The 15,201-nt window shown below is 58.3% G+C and carries 17 protein-coding genes and 2 pseudogenes; 11 read left to right on the forward strand and 8 right to left on the reverse strand.

Annotation, left to right across the window (positions count from 1 at the left end):
* The first annotated feature begins 2,420 nt into the window (after nt 1-2,420).
* The 4 genes from GKE73_RS21700 (at nt 2,421) to GKE73_RS11295 (ending at nt 4,681) form a co-directional block, all read left to right on the forward strand.
* Complete coding sequence (locus GKE73_RS21700) at nt 2,421-2,879, forward strand: TonB-dependent receptor plug domain-containing protein (protein ID WP_230370091.1); 459 nt, start codon at nt 2,421-2,423, stop codon at nt 2,877-2,879.
* 20 nt (nt 2,880-2,899) lie between these two features.
* Nucleotides 2,900-3,046 (forward strand): hypothetical protein, encoded by a 147-nt coding sequence (locus GKE73_RS11285; protein WP_230370092.1) that lies wholly within the window; start codon nt 2,900-2,902, stop codon nt 3,044-3,046.
* 140 nt (nt 3,047-3,186) lie between these two features.
* Nucleotides 3,187-3,849 (forward strand): TonB-dependent receptor domain-containing protein, encoded by a 663-nt coding sequence (locus GKE73_RS11290; protein WP_230370093.1) that lies wholly within the window; start codon nt 3,187-3,189, stop codon nt 3,847-3,849.
* Between the two features lie 19 nt (nt 3,850-3,868).
* Nucleotides 3,869-4,681 carry a porin family protein gene (locus GKE73_RS11295; RefSeq protein ID WP_230370094.1) on the forward strand — a complete coding sequence of 271 codons (813 nt, stop codon included), beginning with the start codon at nt 3,869-3,871 and terminating at the stop codon, nt 4,679-4,681.
* A 30-nt stretch (nt 4,682-4,711) separates the two neighbouring features.
* Here the strand turns inward: GKE73_RS11295 and GKE73_RS11300 are convergent, their stop codons facing one another.
* The 4 genes from GKE73_RS11300 to GKE73_RS11315 are packed head-to-tail and all read right to left on the reverse strand — an operon-like array spanning nt 4,712 to nt 6,257.
* Nucleotides 4,712-4,960: a hypothetical protein gene (locus GKE73_RS11300; RefSeq protein WP_230370095.1), complete on the reverse strand. Its 249-nt coding sequence runs from the start codon at nt 4,958-4,960 to the stop codon at nt 4,712-4,714.
* Between the two features lie 49 nt (nt 4,961-5,009).
* Nucleotides 5,010-5,264, reverse strand: a complete 255-nt coding sequence (locus GKE73_RS11305) for a hypothetical protein (RefSeq protein ID WP_230370096.1) — start codon at nt 5,262-5,264, stop codon at nt 5,010-5,012.
* A gap of 35 nt (nt 5,265-5,299) precedes the next feature.
* Nucleotides 5,300-5,551: a hypothetical protein gene (locus GKE73_RS11310; protein ID WP_230370097.1), complete on the reverse strand. Its 252-nt coding sequence runs from the start codon at nt 5,549-5,551 to the stop codon at nt 5,300-5,302.
* 7 nt (nt 5,552-5,558) lie between these two features.
* On the reverse strand, nt 5,559-6,257 hold the full coding sequence (locus GKE73_RS11315; RefSeq protein WP_230370098.1) for a glycosyltransferase family 87 protein: 699 nt from the start codon (nt 6,255-6,257) through the stop codon (nt 5,559-5,561).
* Nucleotides 6,258-6,647: 390 nt separating this feature from the next.
* Between GKE73_RS11315 and GKE73_RS11320 the strand changes: the two genes are divergently transcribed.
* The 7 genes and pseudogenes from GKE73_RS11320 (at nt 6,648) to GKE73_RS11345 (ending at nt 11,871) form a co-directional block, all read left to right on the forward strand.
* Complete coding sequence (locus GKE73_RS11320; protein ID WP_230370099.1) at nt 6,648-6,824, forward strand: hypothetical protein; 177 nt, start codon at nt 6,648-6,650, stop codon at nt 6,822-6,824.
* Nucleotides 6,821-7,486 (forward strand): FtsH protease activity modulator HflK, encoded by a 666-nt coding sequence (hflK, locus tag GKE73_RS11325; RefSeq protein WP_230370100.1) that lies wholly within the window; start codon nt 6,821-6,823, stop codon nt 7,484-7,486. Before GKE73_RS11320 ends, hflK begins: the two co-directional genes overlap by 4 nt.
* A gap of 97 nt (nt 7,487-7,583) precedes the next feature.
* Complete coding sequence (locus tag GKE73_RS23385; protein WP_280954893.1) at nt 7,584-7,712, forward strand: hypothetical protein; 129 nt, start codon at nt 7,584-7,586, stop codon at nt 7,710-7,712.
* Nucleotides 7,713-8,591, forward strand: a complete 879-nt coding sequence (hflC, locus tag GKE73_RS11330; RefSeq protein WP_230370101.1) for a protease modulator HflC — start codon at nt 7,713-7,715, stop codon at nt 8,589-8,591.
* A gap of 111 nt (nt 8,592-8,702) precedes the next feature.
* Nucleotides 8,703-9,952, forward strand: a pseudogene (locus tag GKE73_RS11335) (NRAMP family divalent metal transporter).
* A complete protein-coding gene (locus tag GKE73_RS11340; protein WP_230370102.1) occupies nt 9,876-10,961 on the forward strand; it encodes a TerC family protein in 1,086 nt (361 codons plus the stop codon). The pseudogene GKE73_RS11335 and the gene GKE73_RS11340 overlap by 77 nt, the downstream one beginning before the upstream one ends.
* 70 nt (nt 10,962-11,031) lie before the next feature.
* Nucleotides 11,032-11,871, forward strand: coding sequence for an undecaprenyl-diphosphate phosphatase (locus tag GKE73_RS11345; protein ID WP_230370103.1), 840 nt, complete (start codon nt 11,032-11,034; stop codon nt 11,869-11,871).
* 78 nt (nt 11,872-11,949) lie between these two features.
* Here GKE73_RS11345 and arsB read toward each other — a convergent pair whose 3' ends face one another.
* The 4 genes and pseudogenes from arsB to GKE73_RS26565 all read right to left on the reverse strand — a co-directional run bounded on the left by arsB (nt 11,950) and on the right by GKE73_RS26565 (nt 15,197).
* The gene (gene arsB / locus GKE73_RS11350) at nt 11,950-13,017 is read right to left on the reverse strand and encodes an ACR3 family arsenite efflux transporter (RefSeq protein ID WP_230370104.1); all 1,068 of its coding nucleotides are present in this window, start codon (nt 13,015-13,017) and stop codon (nt 11,950-11,952) included.
* A gap of 136 nt (nt 13,018-13,153) precedes the next feature.
* Nucleotides 13,154-13,915, reverse strand: a complete 762-nt coding sequence (locus GKE73_RS26555; RefSeq protein ID WP_446686350.1) for an ArsA-related P-loop ATPase — start codon at nt 13,913-13,915, stop codon at nt 13,154-13,156.
* 171 nt (nt 13,916-14,086) lie between these two features.
* Nucleotides 14,087-14,901, reverse strand: a pseudogene (locus GKE73_RS26560) (TRC40/GET3/ArsA family transport-energizing ATPase); the annotation flags it as partial.
* Between the two features lie 131 nt (nt 14,902-15,032).
* Nucleotides 15,033-15,197 carry an arsenic metallochaperone ArsD family protein gene (locus GKE73_RS26565; protein WP_446686330.1) on the reverse strand — a complete coding sequence of 55 codons (165 nt, stop codon included), beginning with the start codon at nt 15,195-15,197 and terminating at the stop codon, nt 15,033-15,035.
* Nucleotides 15,198-15,201: the final 4 nt, after the last annotated feature.

The raw sequence follows: 15,201 nt of genomic DNA on the forward strand, positions 1-15,201 counted from the left end.
GAACTATGTACGCATGAGCAGGCGACATGGCAAAAGCTCGTTGCTTTCGCACCTAATCGATACTGGAGCCGCTTAAGCAAAATCAGGGGGTTCTGGTGTTTGATGCGACGGTAGACTGTGGCTTTACACGGACCTATCGGTATCGGCCAAGGGCTTTATTCATGGTAAGCTGACGAGTCGATCTGGACCTTCCTTCGCGACGATAATGCACTATACGAGGTTTTGAATACGGTCAGCGCAAGGTGCATTTTTGACTCGTGGATCAAGCATAAGGATGCCGTTACGGATCTACCCACTGAGTTCGTTACAGGTAGATTGAACAATACCAGTGTGGAAAAAGCGGTCCTTTTCTCAAGGGGTGAAGGTTGCGTCGTTTGTGGGGCGCAAGCAACTTGCTACGCTGCAACTACCACAGGAACGAGCGCAGCTGCATTGCTCGTACAATTACCGGTGTGCAAAGAGCACTTGGAAACGGCAAAGGCGTATCCGACGATATTCGAATTCCTGGTATCACTTTTCCGACTGGAAGTCGATTGGACCGCAGTTCAGAAATGGGATGCTATCCCAGATGAGCTCATCCCGGTTGTTCATGAACTGGTAGCAGCGGACCTTGGCGCCTCTGTCGGGCAGGTTAAGAGAAGGCCACGTGGATGGGAACTGGAGATGCTACTCCCAACCGGGTGGCGATGGTTGCTGCGGCTCAACACATTCACGGATTTTTGCTACCTGCTTTTCGAGCCGGCCAAGAGAAGCCGGTCTATAAGGCGGATTCAGCACCGCACCATCCAGAGCTCAAGTTCTTCCCCAACCACGAGCATTCCCGCCCTGATCGCAAGTCGGACAGGGTATCACCCAGCTTTTTGTATGGCCATCCGCTATTTGACTTGAAGAGACTTAAGTCCGTAGGTGACTCACTTGGTGCGTAGAGGAGGCCGGGTGATGCGGAAGGATGGGGGGAGCCATCCGTATCCGGCCAACATAAGTAAAGTGGGCGGACACACGCTACACAGCATCGCTCCTTATTCAATCGAACCGAGAGGATGACCCTATGGAAAAAGCATGCCATCCGCACGACCCTCGCCGACTTATTGACGTTGAGGAGTACCGACATATCTTCGGGCGGCCTCGAATTGATACCCGTGGTCAGCGGCTTCAAGACGACCGTGAGCGAGCGAATTGTCCAGCCTGTAGGCAGAACCTGAACGATGTCGGTGGCACCACGCCCGGCACATTTGCCACGTTCTCGCATTTTCGAAATAGTGCGTATTGTCCACTCAAACAAATTCATGCTTACCCCATATCTCACGCTTCCGGACATCAGGCCAGAGCCGGAAGTCGCCACACGGTTGAGGCGAGCATTTCGGGCACATTGGCGTTGGCATTGGGCAGAAATCAACCGGTTGGTCACTTGGCTGTCCATCGAGGAGTTCCTGACGTTGCTCGCAGATGCGGACCAGCGTGATCTATGGGCATACTGCCGATTGCGTGAACTGGACATCCCCTATGTGCTTGTGACACGCGCTGATTTTGAGCCGACAAAAAGAAGGATGGTTCACCGGCTCGGCCAACTTGGCGACGCTTTTACTATTCCTCTGGGGTTAGAACGTTTGATGACTTGTGGATTCAACCACCAGCAGAGGTTCGCTTGCTCCGCGCGACCTTCCGCCCCAATGGCACACGAGGGGCGCGACCGAAGCAAGAGCACCTAATCGCAGCAGAGGAAAAAGACCGCTGTAACTTCTTGGTTGGTCCTGAACCCGTGTTAAACGAATTTGTAATCGCAAAAGTTGAGGCTTGGTTTGTAGCGCATCGATGGCCAGAAGCCGTGCAAGTGGCCTGACTTAGCCGCAAGCCGGTACCCACGCTAGGCCCACCTCCTGTGGCGACTGACTTTGTTCAGTGTCTTGGGAGGCAGGTTCTCCCCACGCGGAGGCTCGACAGACTTTAGTGTGAAGTTTGTTTCATTGAAAATCAATGGCTTACGTTAATTCTGTCCGACGAGCTTTATTTGCTCTAGTCAGGGTGGCGTTGTTTACGAACAATAAAGTTGGTGCGTAGACAATGACACCTTGTCACACCCAGTGACATTTGATTATAGCCCGGCAAGTTGAACCTGCCGGGCTGTTTTCATTTGATGGCATTGCCTGCTCAGATGGCCGCATGCCTAGGTGGCATATCGTTTCCGGCGCATGGATAGCAGGCGGTGTTATCTCTTCTTTGCCTGCGTCTGGCCATCTCTTTCTCAGTGTCTCGTGCCCCCGGTGCGACAATATGTCGCACGGTTAGACGCGACACTTTCTTTACACTCCTTTGCTGAAACGGCTCTGACGTTCAGGCAAAGGGTGTGGCGTTGTCACTCTGCATCTTTTCCATCGTGGTGAGCCGGACATAACAATTGCCGGGTACACCGGCCAGATTTCGTGCTCACTTGGAAAATGATGATGCAACAAAAACGCAAGACTGTCGTATTGGCCGTGGTTGGCGCTATGTCGGTGTATGCACAGACGGCATTTGCCGCAGATGAGACCAAAAATAGTGTGCAGGTGATGCCTGAAGTCGTTGTATCGGGAACCCGAATCAACGACGTCACTACGGGTACAAAGCAAGACAATAAACAGTTATCGGCTAAAAAAGCGCGCACCAGTGACAGCATGCAGTTGCTGGCCGATATTCCCGGTATCAGCAGCAAGGCGGCTGGCGGGGTTTCCAGCCTGCCAGTTTTGCACGGGTTGGCCGATGATCGCTTGCTGGTCAAAACGGATGGCATGAGCCTGATTTCATCGTGCCCTAATCACATGAATTCACCGCTGTCCTATATGGATGCGAGCAAGGTAGACAGCGTGCAGGTCTTGACCGGTACGGCTCCTGTCAGTGCTTAAGCGGCGATAATATCGGCGGCGTGATTGTTGCACGTAGCCATGTGCCATTGTTTGCCGAACCGGGGCAAATGCTTACCACCGGTGAGATCGGCGCGTTTTATCGTAGCAATGGCCATGCAACGGGGGCTAATGTTGACGCTACCCGGCTAGTGATCATTTCAGCCTGAACTATACCGGCTCCACCACCCGGGCCGACGATTATGATGCCGCCAGTGCCTTCAAGGCTTCCGGTCCGGCGGCGACCGGGCGTGGCTGGCTGGATGGCAAAACCGTTGGTTCCAGCGGCTATAAAACTGAAAATCACGAGATGACCTTTGCGTGGCGTGACAGTAGCCAGTTGCTGGAATTCAAGGCTGGTATTCAACGGACTCCTTATGAGGAGTTTCCGAATCAGCGCATGGACATGACGGACAACAGCAGCAACCAGGCCAGCCTGCATTATCTTGGGCAATTCGGCTGGGGCGATCTGGATGCCCGCATCTATAACCAGTATGTTCGTCACAGCATGAACTTTGGTGACGACAAGCAATTGGTTTACGGCATCTATAAAAATGGCATGCCGATGGAAACTTCCAGCCATACCTTAGGCGGCACGGTGACGGCCGATATCGCGCTGAGTGATCAACATCGGCTGAAAGTGGGTGGTGAGGTTGTCCAGTATCGCCTGGATGACTGGTGGCCAGCCGCTGGCGGCATGGGCGGAATGGGGCCGAATACGTTCTGGAATATCAACGATGGGACCAGAGACCGCTTCGATATTTTCTCGGAGTGGCAAGCGGACTGGACGCCGGAATGGCGCAGCACGCTTGGTGCCCGACTCAGCCAGATCAACATGAATGCGGCTGATGTCGCAGGCTATAACACGGGCATGATGTATGGGCCCGATGCCGCTGCCTTCAACGCCCGAGATCACCACAAGGTGGATCGCAACATCGATCTGAGTGCTGCCTTGCGTTATCTGCTAAGCTAATACCACACAGCAGTACGAGTTGGCCTATGCCCAGAAAACCCGTTCGCCCAACCTGTATGAGCGGTACAGCTGGTCATCTACGCCGATGGCGGCTGTCATGAACAACTTTGCCGGAGATGGTAATGGCTACGTGGGCAACGTAAACCTGAAACCTGAGGTCGCTCATACCATTAGCGCAAATGCGGCGCTGCATGCTGCCAATGAAACAGACTGGAGCGTGAAGTTCTCGCCGTATTACACGTATGTTGAGAACTATATTGATGCGGAACGATGCGGCACTGCTACAACTTGCGGCGGGTTAGCCAACCTGACAGCAACCAATAAATATGTGGTGCTGCAGTACGTCAACCAGAACGCCCAACTGTATGGTTTTGATTTGAGTGGTCAGTTGCGTCTGGCCAACCTGGCTAGCTGGGGCAAGTTTGATGCCACGGCCCAGATCAGCTATACCCGCGGCGAGAACCTGACGACTGGCGACAATCTCTACAACATCATGCCGCTGAATGCCAAGCTGGCGGTTGTGCAGACGCTGGGCAAATGGAGCAACACGGCCGAGCTGGTGGCCGTCCGCGCCAAAGATTTTGTCTCGGAAACGCGCAATGAGATCAAGACTCCGGGGTACAGCCTGTTTAACCTGCGCAGCCGTTATAGCTGGAAACAGGTGACGGTTGATGTTGGCGTCGATAATGTCTTCAACCGTTATTACGTGCAGCCGCTGGGTGGCGCCTACGTGGGGCAGGGCATTACGATGGGTATCAACAAAGTGCCTTGGGGCGTGGGTGTTCCGGGCCGGGCGCGGTCGTTCTATACCGCGGTTAGCTACAAGTTTTAACCCGCTTCTGGCATGACATGCCGGGCTTGCTTACCGGGGAACGTCCCGGATGAGCAAGCCCGGTTTTGTTGTTACTGTCTCAGCGGCACGAATCGGGCACGCTTGGTTGTTGGGGCGGGCAGGTGCACATGACGCGTACAGTCTGGATGCCTGCCCCAGTAGGCCAAGAAAAACCAGCACCATCACGCCAAAACTTGTCGTGTTGATGTGCCGTCTGGTGCTGCCAACGATCATGGCCCCACGCAAGGCATCGACCAGATAGGTGAGTGGCGTGAACACCGCGATGGTCCTTAGCCCGCCAGCTGGCCTGCACCAGTCCGTACACTGGCTAGGCCGTGGCGCTGCTCAACAGGCTGGCACGACGTTGGGTGGTGGATTGGAAGATCGAGTAGATCAATAGCCCCCAGATCGCCACCGTTGCCACGCAGAGTGGACGGAAGCTTTCCGTGTAATCCGAGCGGATCAGCCCCATCACGACAATCATGGTGCCCGCACCACGCGCGATAAGCGCGGACCGATCGGCTTCGCTCCGTTCCCCTTCATACAAGCTGCGGCCGAGCAACACGGTGAGCGGCAGAATCAATGCGCCGAAGTAATGCGTTTCGGAGATGGGCGGAATCAGCAGGCTCCGGGGCGAGGAAGGCGCTTAGCCAGCGCCAGCTCGTCGAAGCGTGATCTGGCGAATTGCGCCGCCCTGAGCATGGTTAGCAGCATGACGAGCGCGCAGCCTGCGACCAGATGTTTGCTGGTTGCCGGGCTTACGTTGGCCGAAAGGAAAAGGGCCTCCAGCGATTGGTTGCGCGGTTTTCTGGCATCCAGCAGTTGTTCATACAGTGGGGTGGCCACCGAGCGTTCGGTATTGGACATCATGGCTTACTTAGCCAACGACATCGACCCAGCGATCAATGTTGTGGAGGTTCTGGCTCCAGCCCAGAAACAGGCTGGGCACGATCAGGCTCATCAGCACCAGAGCGGCACCTGTGGCCATCAGTGTTTTCCACTGCCGCCGCCAGCAAAAATAAAGAATCAGGACGATGGGAAAGACCTTGATCAGGCTGGCGGCGGCCGGCTCATGCTTAACGGCCACCGGCCGTTTCTGGAAGTGGAAATAGAATGTTGCCACCATCAGGGCAAACATGAAGATCGAGGCCTGACCACGCTGTGCGCCTGCCACCAGCAATACGCACAATGAAATCAACGGCAGGCTGTAGAGCAGGGTTTTGTGCCGTTCTTGCAGCCGGGGCTTGAGTAACGCCATCGACATCAGGGACACGGCGGCGATGGATGCCACTTCCAGCAGATACCAGAGTAGAGCTCCCACGGCCAGCGGCAGCTGGGCAAAGGGAACCATCAGCAGGGCAAAAGCGGGTGGATAGACATATTTCCAGCCTCTGACATTTTGCGCGGAATAAAGATCGGAATGATCGAGTATCGCCTGCCCGGCAGCGGTATAAACGGTGTAGTCGGTGCGCTGTATGTCTGACCAGGCAATGCGGTAGATGCAGGAAAAACCGATGCCAATAATCAGCAGCGTTACAAAAGACAGTAAAACACGACGTGTTTTTGTCTGTGACATGCAGGATATTAATGTTGCCATGTTTTTTAATGGGCAATTAGCGAGATATTGATTCGCTTTTTTATAGCATGACTATTAACTGTATCGGTGGCTTTGTAACGCAACTCCAACATAACGGTTACTTATTGTCATGGATTATCTCTGTCCGCTGCCTTTTATGGCGTCATGTAACAATGCTGCTTCGTCACAACATTTATACCTTGCTGTTACAAAACATAAACATTCCTTTTTTATTTCCTGTGCTATTTTCTTTCGTTAATTATTTTTATGCTTTTTTAATTTCCTGACGTAGTTTTTCGGCCAACCTTATTGGTGCGTCAGGGCGCTTGCATAGTCGTTGAAGTTTATTTTTCAGGTTGTGTGGCAGTATTCATTCAAAAAGCGATCAGCATGTCTTCAGAACAGCCTCACGGCCAGTCTCAGTTTTCCACCGAATCATCAAATCGTAGCGATGTGCCCTCTCCCTTGAACAAGCTAAAGCAGCGTCTGGATTATTACCTGCAGTTGCTGGGCATGCGCGGCAAGGGGCTGGTGTTGCTGGGCTGGATTATTGCCATTACCGGGTGAGCGCCGGTATTTACAAGGTGCAGCCGGATGAGCAGGGCGTGGTCATCCGCTTGGGTAAATGGGTGGATACCACCGGGGCGGGGTTGCACTATCACCTGCCATGGCCGCTGGAAACGGTGATCTTGCCCAAGGTGACCCAGATTAATCAGATTCGCCCGGCCAATTCCTACGATGGTGCGCCCACCAGTTCGCCCGATTCACGTGAAAAACAGATGCTGACCGGCGATGAAAACATTGTCGAAGCGGACTGCGCGGTGTTTTGGCGGATCAAGGATGCGGGGCAATTCCTGTTCAAGGTCAATAATCCGGAAACCTCGTTGCGCATTGCCTCGGAAAGTGCATTGCGCGAGGTGGTGTCGCGTACGCCGATTCAGGCGGTGATGTCCAACCATCGGCAACAGGTGGCGGATGAAACCCGCAATCTGCTACAGCAGCGGCTGGATCAGGCGCAAACCGGCATTCTGGTGACGCAAGTGCAGTTGCAGCGTGTCGATCCGCCTTCTGCCGTGATTGATGCATTCAACGACGTGCAACGCGCCCGGGCCGATCAGGAGCGGGCCCGGAACGAGGCGCAAGCCTACAGCAATGACATTTTGCCGAAGGCGCGTGGCGAGGCGACGCGTATCCAGCAAGAAGCCGAGGCCTACAAGAGCCGGTGGTGAATCTGGCGCAGGGTGAGGCGAAACGTTTCGACTCGGTGTACCAGAGCTATGCCCGGCAGCCAAGGATGTCACCGCGTGGCGTCTGTATCTGGAAAGCATGGATGAGGTGCTGAAGAAGGCCAGCAAAGTGATGATTGTGGATTCTTCCGGCAAGGGCATGAGCGGCGTGGTGCCTTATCTGCCGTTGCAGGACAAGGCCAAGCAGGCGGGCAAGGAGGGGCGCTAAATGGAAAAGCGTTGGCACGGTTTGGGGCTGCTGGCCGGTGTGGCGGCAATCTGGGGGCTTTCTTCCACCCTCTATACCTTATCGGAAGGGCAAAAGGCGCTGATTATCCGTTTGGGTGCGCCGATTGATGTCGATGCCCAGCCCGGGCTGAAGTTCAAGATGCCGCTGGTGGATAGCCTGCAGTTTTACGATACCCGGCTGCAAACGCTGGCGCCGCCGCCGGAGCAAGTGATTCTGGGCGATGAAAAGCGGCTGGAAGTGGAAACCTATACGCGTTACCGCATTGCCAACCCCTTGCGTTTTTATCAGGCCTTACGGACGGAAGAGCAGGCCAAGCTGCAACTGGGGCAACTGGTGAGTACCTCGTTGAGACGCGAACTGGGTAAGGTGATGCTCAAGTCGCTGCTGTCGGAAGAGCGCAGCCGGATTGTGGAGCAAATCCAGTCCGAGGTGATGGAACGCGCCCGGCCACTGGGCATTGAGGTGACCGAGGTCCGTTTGCACCGTGCCGACTTGCCGCTGGAGACCAGTCAGGCCATTTATGACCGCATGAAGTCGTCGCGCCAGCAGGAGGCCAAGGAGCTGCGGGCGCAGGGGGTGCAGTGGGCGCAGGAAATCCAGTCCAAGGCGGAGGCGGAACGCACGGTGATTCTGTCGGAAGCGCAGCGGCAAAGTGCCATTATCCGGGGTGAGGGTGATGCCGCCGCCAACCAGATTCTGGCCCATGCCTTCAGCAAGGACCCGAAGTTCTACAAGTTTTATCGCTCATTGCAGTCTTATCGGCAATCGTTGGCCGAATCGGCGCCAACGCTGGTGTTGTCACCCGATTCCGCACTGTTACACGACTTCAGGACAGGGTGGCTGGGAGCCAAGCGTTGACCTCGCTGCCGCGGCCGGTGGATAGCCTGTGGCGCTCGTCATGGGCGCTGCAGCTGAAACGCTTTGCCGCTGCCTTGGGCCCCGGTGTCGTGGTCATGTTGGCCGATACCGATGCTCGGCAGCGTCATCACCGCCTCGCAAAGTGGCGCGCAATGGGGCTATCGGCTGCTGTTTTTGCAGTTTCTCATCATCCCGCTGTTATTCATTGTGCAGGAACTGACGGTGCGGCTGGCGCTGGCAACCGGCAAGGGCTACAGCGAGCTGATCCTGTTGCGCTGCGGACGCTATTGGGCGCGCCTGTCCACGCTGGCACTGGTGGTTAGCTGTTTTGGTGCGCTGCTGACGCAGATGAGCGGGCTGGCGTCGGGCAGCTGTTTGGCGTGCCGGTATGGATGACCGTCAGCCTGCTGGCGGGTGCGCTGTTTCTGATGATTTGTAGCGGCAGCTATCAATCGGTGGAGCGTATTGCGCTGATTCTTGGCGTTTTTGAACTGGCGTTTCTGGCGGTAGCGTGGCGAGCCCATCCTGATACGCGGCAGATGTTCGGCCAACTTCAGCAGATTCCGTGGTCCAACGCCGACTATCTGTATCTGCTGGCGGCCAATCTGGGCACCAGCGTGATGCCGTGGACGGTGTTCTATCAGCAGTCGGCGCTGATCGACAAAGGGCTGGATCTGACCGATCTGAAATCGGCCCGGATCGATACCTTGCTGGGTGCGGTGTTGTGTCAGGTCATTACCGTGGCGGTGCTGATTGCCGCCGCGGCGGCGTTTGCCGCGCATGGTCGCGGCGTGTCGTTGCAGAGTATTCCGCAAATTGCCGCCGCGTTTACCGCCGTGCTGGGCGCCGATACCGGGCGCATGCTGTTTGCGCTGGCACTGAGTGGCGGCGCGTTGGTGGCCACCATCGTGGTCTGTCTGTCTTCGGCCTGGCGCTGGGAGAGGCCGCTAGCCAAGCGCCATTCGCTTGAACTGCAGCCACGGGAAGCGCCGTGGTTCTACGGCGCGTTCGGCATGATGTTGCTGCTCAGTGGCGTCGTGGTGGCCAGCGGTATCAATCTGGTCCGGCTGTCCATCGCCACGGCGGTGCTCAACGCCATGATGCTGCCGCTGGTGCTGGGCTTCCTGTTCTGGCTGGCTTGTCGCGAGTTGCCGGAAGCTCATCGTCTGAAAAACAGCTATCTTAGGCGTGGTGGCCACGCTGTTTTTGCTGACGGCCAGCATCGGCGTGTATGCCGGTGTTGCCGGGGCGTTCAATTAGCCGATTTTTACAGGGATACTGCCGATGGAGTTGGACAGCCTTACCCATTCGCTGGGCATGGGGATACAGGTCTTCTTTCTGGATCTGATCCTGAGTGGTGACAATGCGCTGGTCATTGCCATGGCCTGCCGCGCGTTGCCGCGGCACCTGATGAAAAAGGCCATGATTCTGGGCACCGGTTTTGCCATTGTGTTGCGCATCATGCTGACCACGATGGTGGGTACCTTGATGCAGGTGGCGTTCGTCAAGCTGATGGGCGCGGCGCTGCTGTTGAGCATTGCCATCAAACTGATTCTTGGCGATGACGAGGAGGCCAAGACCGAGTATGCCGCGGCCGATCAGCTGTGGTCTGCTGTCATGGTGGTGGTGATGGCTGATCTGGTGTTGAGCCCGGATAACGTGGTCGCGCTGGCGGCCGCGGCGCAAGGCAGCGTGCTGTTTCTGGTGCTGGGCCTGCTCTGCAGCGTGCCGCTATTGATGTATGGCAGCTTTTTCATCACCCGCTTGCTGGATAACTACCCGATTCTCATCCCGGCCGGGGGCGCCATGCTCGGCTGGATTGCCGGGCAGGTGGCGGTGACTGACCCGCTGATTGCCGACTGGATCAATACCCAGTCCCCGGCCTTGACCGTGGTCATCCCGGCCTTGTGCGTGCTGTTTGTGCTGGGCGAGAGCCGCATTATGCAGCAGACGCGGGTAGGGTTGGCCGAACCGCCCGCGCTGGGATGGTTTGACGGAATCGTGTCGCGGCTGTCACGTCTGGGAACGGCGGAGAACGAGGTTGCCAGCCAGCCGGTGCTGGTATCGGAGGCCGCCAGCGCGTCCATCGAGCCGAGCCTGCCAGCGCTGGCTGTGGCATTGCCGCTGGCCTCCCCCGCACTGGTGCCGTCTGGTGATCAGCCGTCGGAGGTGCCGCCGTCTGTCGCCGAGCCTGTTGCGCGGCCGCGTCGGGAGCTGCGGCAGAACTCGCCGGAACTGGTGTTCCTGTTGCGGATCGTGGTGGGGCTGGCGGTCGTTGTTGGCGTGTGTGTGCTCGGCTGGCTGGTTTATCATCTGATCAGCCGGGGCTTTTTGCCGACGCCAACACATCCGCACCGGCGTAATCACTAACGGGCGGTGCTTAAGCCGTGGCGCTGTGCCGATACCGCTGAACGATTTAACTCTTACCTGACGAACCTGTATGGACTTCTTGCAAATTCTGGTCTTGGCGATTGTCCAAGGCGTAGCCGAGCTGCTGCCGGTTTCCAGCTCCGCCCATGTCATCGTGGCCGAAAAATTGATGGGCCTTGACCCCACCTCCCCGCAAATGACCTTGCTGCTGGTGATGCTGCATACCGGCACCATGTTTGCCGTGATTGCCTATTTCTGGGCGTCGTGGCGTAAAACCTACTTCGCGTCGACGCAGGCGTTCCGGCGCAATGCGCGCTATGTGGTGATGGCCACCGCCGTGACCGGCGTGGTGGGGCTGTCGCTGATGCAGGTCATCAAACATGTGGTGATGGGTAATGCGTCCTCGTTTGAAATTGAACAGCTGTTTGGCAATTCCAGGCTGATGGCGGCGGCGCTGGCGGCGGCGGGTGTGCTGATTATCGTGTCTTCGCGGCTGAAGCCGGATGGCCACGATGTCGCGGCCAAAAGTGCGCTGTGGATTGGCGCGGTGCAGGGGCTGTGCCTGCCGTTTCGCGGCTTTTCCCGTTCCGGCGCGACCATTTCCACCGGGCTGGCATTAGGGGTTTCGCGCCGCAATGCCGAAGAATTCAGCTTTGCGCTGGCCGTGGTGCTGACTCCGGCGGTGATCGTCAAGGAAGTCTGGCGGCTATACAAGGCACAAGCGGCCAGCACGCCGATGCACGCTGGCGAGCTGGTTCATCTGTTGACTCCCGGCCTGATCGGCATGGTATTGAGTTTTGTCGCCGGGCTGCTTGCCTTGCGCTGGTTGTCCCGCTGGCTGGAGCAGGGCCGCTGGCACCTGTTTGGCGGCTATTGCCTGCTGGCCTCGCTGGTGGTGCTTTGGGTGTAAAGCGCCAGCGTATGGTTTGCACCGATGAAAAAGAGGCCCGTCCGGGCCTCTTGTCATGTGTACGGCTACGGCCTGTGCTCAGGCGCGTTCGTACCACGGTTTGCTGGCATTGACGAGGCGTACCACCAGCAACATCACCGGCACTTCGATCAGCACGCCCACTACCGTAGCCAATGCCGCGCCGGACTGGAAACCAAACAGGCTGATGGCCGCGGCGACAGCCAATTCAAAGAAGTTGGAAGCGCCGATCAAGGCCGAAGGGCAGGCAACATTGTGTTTCTCGCCCAGCGCCCGGTTCAGACCATAGGCCAGCGCCGAGTTGAACAGCACTTGGATCAGAATCGGCACGGCAAGCAAGGCGATGACCAGCGGTTGCTGCAGGATGGCTTGGCCCTGAAAGGCAAACAGCAACACCAGTGTGGCGAGTAGCGCGCTGATCGACCACGGGCCGATTCTGGCCATGGCGGCGTCAAACGTCGCCCGGCCCTTGGCCAGCAGGGCGCGGCGCCAGAGCTGGGCCAGCAGCACCGGGATGATGATATACAGCACGACCGACGTCACCAGCGTGGCCCACGGCACGCTGATTGCGGAAATGCCGAGCAGCAGGCCCACCAGCGGGGCGAAAGCCACCACCATGATGCCGTCGTTGAGTGCCACCTGCGACAGGGTAAACAGCGGATCGCCGCCAGTCAGACGGCTCCAGACAAACACCATGGCGGTGCAGGGCGCAGCTGCCAGAAGAATCAGCCCGGCGATGTAGCTGTCCAGTTGTGCCGCAGGCAGCAGCGGGGCAAACAGATGGCGGATGAACAGCCAGCCCAGCAAGGCCATGGAAAAGGGTTTGACCAGCCAGTTGACGAACAGGGTCACGCCGATGCCGCGCAGGTGTTGGCGTACCTCATGCAGGGCGGAGAAATCCACCTTCACCAGCATCGGAATGATCATTACCCAGATCAGCAGGCCAACCGGCAGGTTCACCTTGGCCACTTCCAGTTGGCCGATGGCTTGAAATAATTGCGGCAGCCATTGCCCCGGGGCAATCCCGGCGACGATGCAGATTGCCACCCGTGCACTCAGATAGCGTTCGAAGAAGCTCATCGAGGCGCTGGCGGCCCGTTTGGCGGTGACTTCACATTGGGCAGACATGAATAAGCGGTTTCCTGAGAGTTAGTGGGAGGCGGTAAGCCATGGCGCGGCAGATGGGTGGAACATGCGGTGGCAGCGAGGCCGCCACCGCCGTTGCGGGCGCTATGGCTGTATGGCCATCATGCCTGATCGCCGCTTACCAGCTGGCGCAGGCGCTCCACGCCGACAGGCTCTTCGCGCAGCAACGGTACCACTGCGTAGCGCTGGGCATGCTGGCTGGCCACTGCCTCGATTTCCTTGCGTTCGTTGCGCGCCCGGCGGCGCAGCAACGGCGAGTGCACGGTGGTGGCGGCCACGCTATTGTTGATGACCCGTGCCCATGGCTCGATCTTAGGCGCGGCGCAGATCGGCCTGCAAATTGGCGGCTTCCAGCACCGGCGTGGTTTCGGCCAACGTAACCAGCAGCACCTTGGTCTGTTTCGGGTCCTGCAACTGCATCATCGGCGTAACGTAGTGCACGTTGCTGGCCCCCATCTGGCGCGTGATCTCGCGGTGATAGGCGCCGGTGGCATCGAGCAGCAGCAGGGTATGGCCGGTGGGAGCGGTATCCATGACCACAAACTTCTTTTTGAGCTTCGCGGATCACGCGTGAGAAGGCCTGAAATACGGCGATTTCCTCGGTGCAGGGCGAACGCAGGTCCTCCTCCAGCAGCGCGCGGCCCTGGTCATCGAGTGCCGCGCCCTTGGTGGCGAGCACATGCTGGCGGTAACGCTCGGTTTCCGCATGCGGATCGATGCGGCTGACGGTCAGGTTGGCGAGCGAACCATTCAGCGTTTCCGTCAGGTGCGCAGCCGGATCGGAGGTGGTGAGGTGCACCGGCAGGCCGCGGTGAGCCAGTTCCACTGCCACCGCGGCGGCCATGGTAGTTTTGCCCACGCCGCCTTTGCCCATCAGCATCACCAGCCCGTGGCCGTCTGCCGCGATGTCATCCACCAGCGCCGACAGGCTGGGGACGTGCAGCGCCGCTGGCTCGTCCGCCGGGTCGGCATCGCTGGCGGTGCTGTCGTTCAACAACTGCCGCAGCGCGTCCAGTCCGACCAGATTGAAGGCCTTGAGTGCCAACTGGTCACAGGGGAGTGGTTGGAGGGCTGCGGGAATGTCGGCCAACGCGGCTTGCTCGCGCGCGGCGATGGCGGCGGCCAGTGCATCCTGCCCGGCTTCTTCGGCGGGCAGCACGCCATTGATGATCAGATATTGCTGCGACAGGCCAATGGCGGCCAGTTCCTCGTGGGTGCGGGCCACTTCACGCAGCGTGGCCGCTTGGGCGCGCGCTACCAGAATCAGCCGCGTGCGCTGTGGGTCGGCCAACGATTCGACCGCCGCCTTGTATTGGCTGCGCTGTTTTTCCAGTGCTGCGAGCGGGCCCAAGCAGGACGCATCGCCTTTGCCTTCTTCCAGAAAACCACTCCACGCGCCGGGCAATTGCAGCAAGCGGATGGTGTGCCCGGTGGGGGCCGTATCGAAAATGATGTGGTCGTACTCGCGAGTCAGCGCCGAGTCGGTCAGCAAGGCAGTGAACTCGTCAAACGCGGCAATTTCCGTGGTGCAGGCACCAGACAACTGTTCCTCGATACCCTTGACCACGGTTTCCGGCAATACGCCGCGCACCGGCCCGACGATGCGGTCGCGATAGGCTTGTGCCGCCGCCTGCGGGTCGATTTCCAGCGCGGCCAGATGCTCGACGGCCGGGATGGCGGTGATCTGATTGCCGATGCGGATGCCAAATACCTGTCCTACATTGGAGGCCGGGTCGGTACTGACCAGCAGCACGCGTTGGCTTCGGCCAACTGGATGGCGGTGGCGCAGGCAATCGAGGTTTTGCCGACGCCACCTTTGCCGGTGAAGAACAGAAAGCGTGGTGGGCGGTCGAGAAAGTGCAGCATGAGCGAGGCTCCCGGTTGGGGTTAGCAGCAATGACTACCAGAACAACATCCGCCCTCGGCGGGTTTTTCCGTCACGGCAAACTGGCTGATTGCCTACCAGCGCGCCAATTCGGCCCGACGCGGATAGCGGCTTAAGCCAGCGCCACGGCACCGTCCAGCAGAATCAACGGCAGGGCGTCCGGCCCGCTGCGCTCGAGAAATGCCTTGACCACGGGCTGCTCGGCAAAGACCAATGGCTGCTGCGCCAGATTGAAGCGTTCGATCTGCGCGCCGTGTTGGGTGGCCCAGGGCGACATCGGC

It is taken from the genome of Paludibacterium denitrificans (genome assembly GCF_009707705.1).
GTDB lineage: Bacteria > Pseudomonadota > Gammaproteobacteria > Burkholderiales > Chromobacteriaceae > Paludibacterium_A > Paludibacterium_A denitrificans.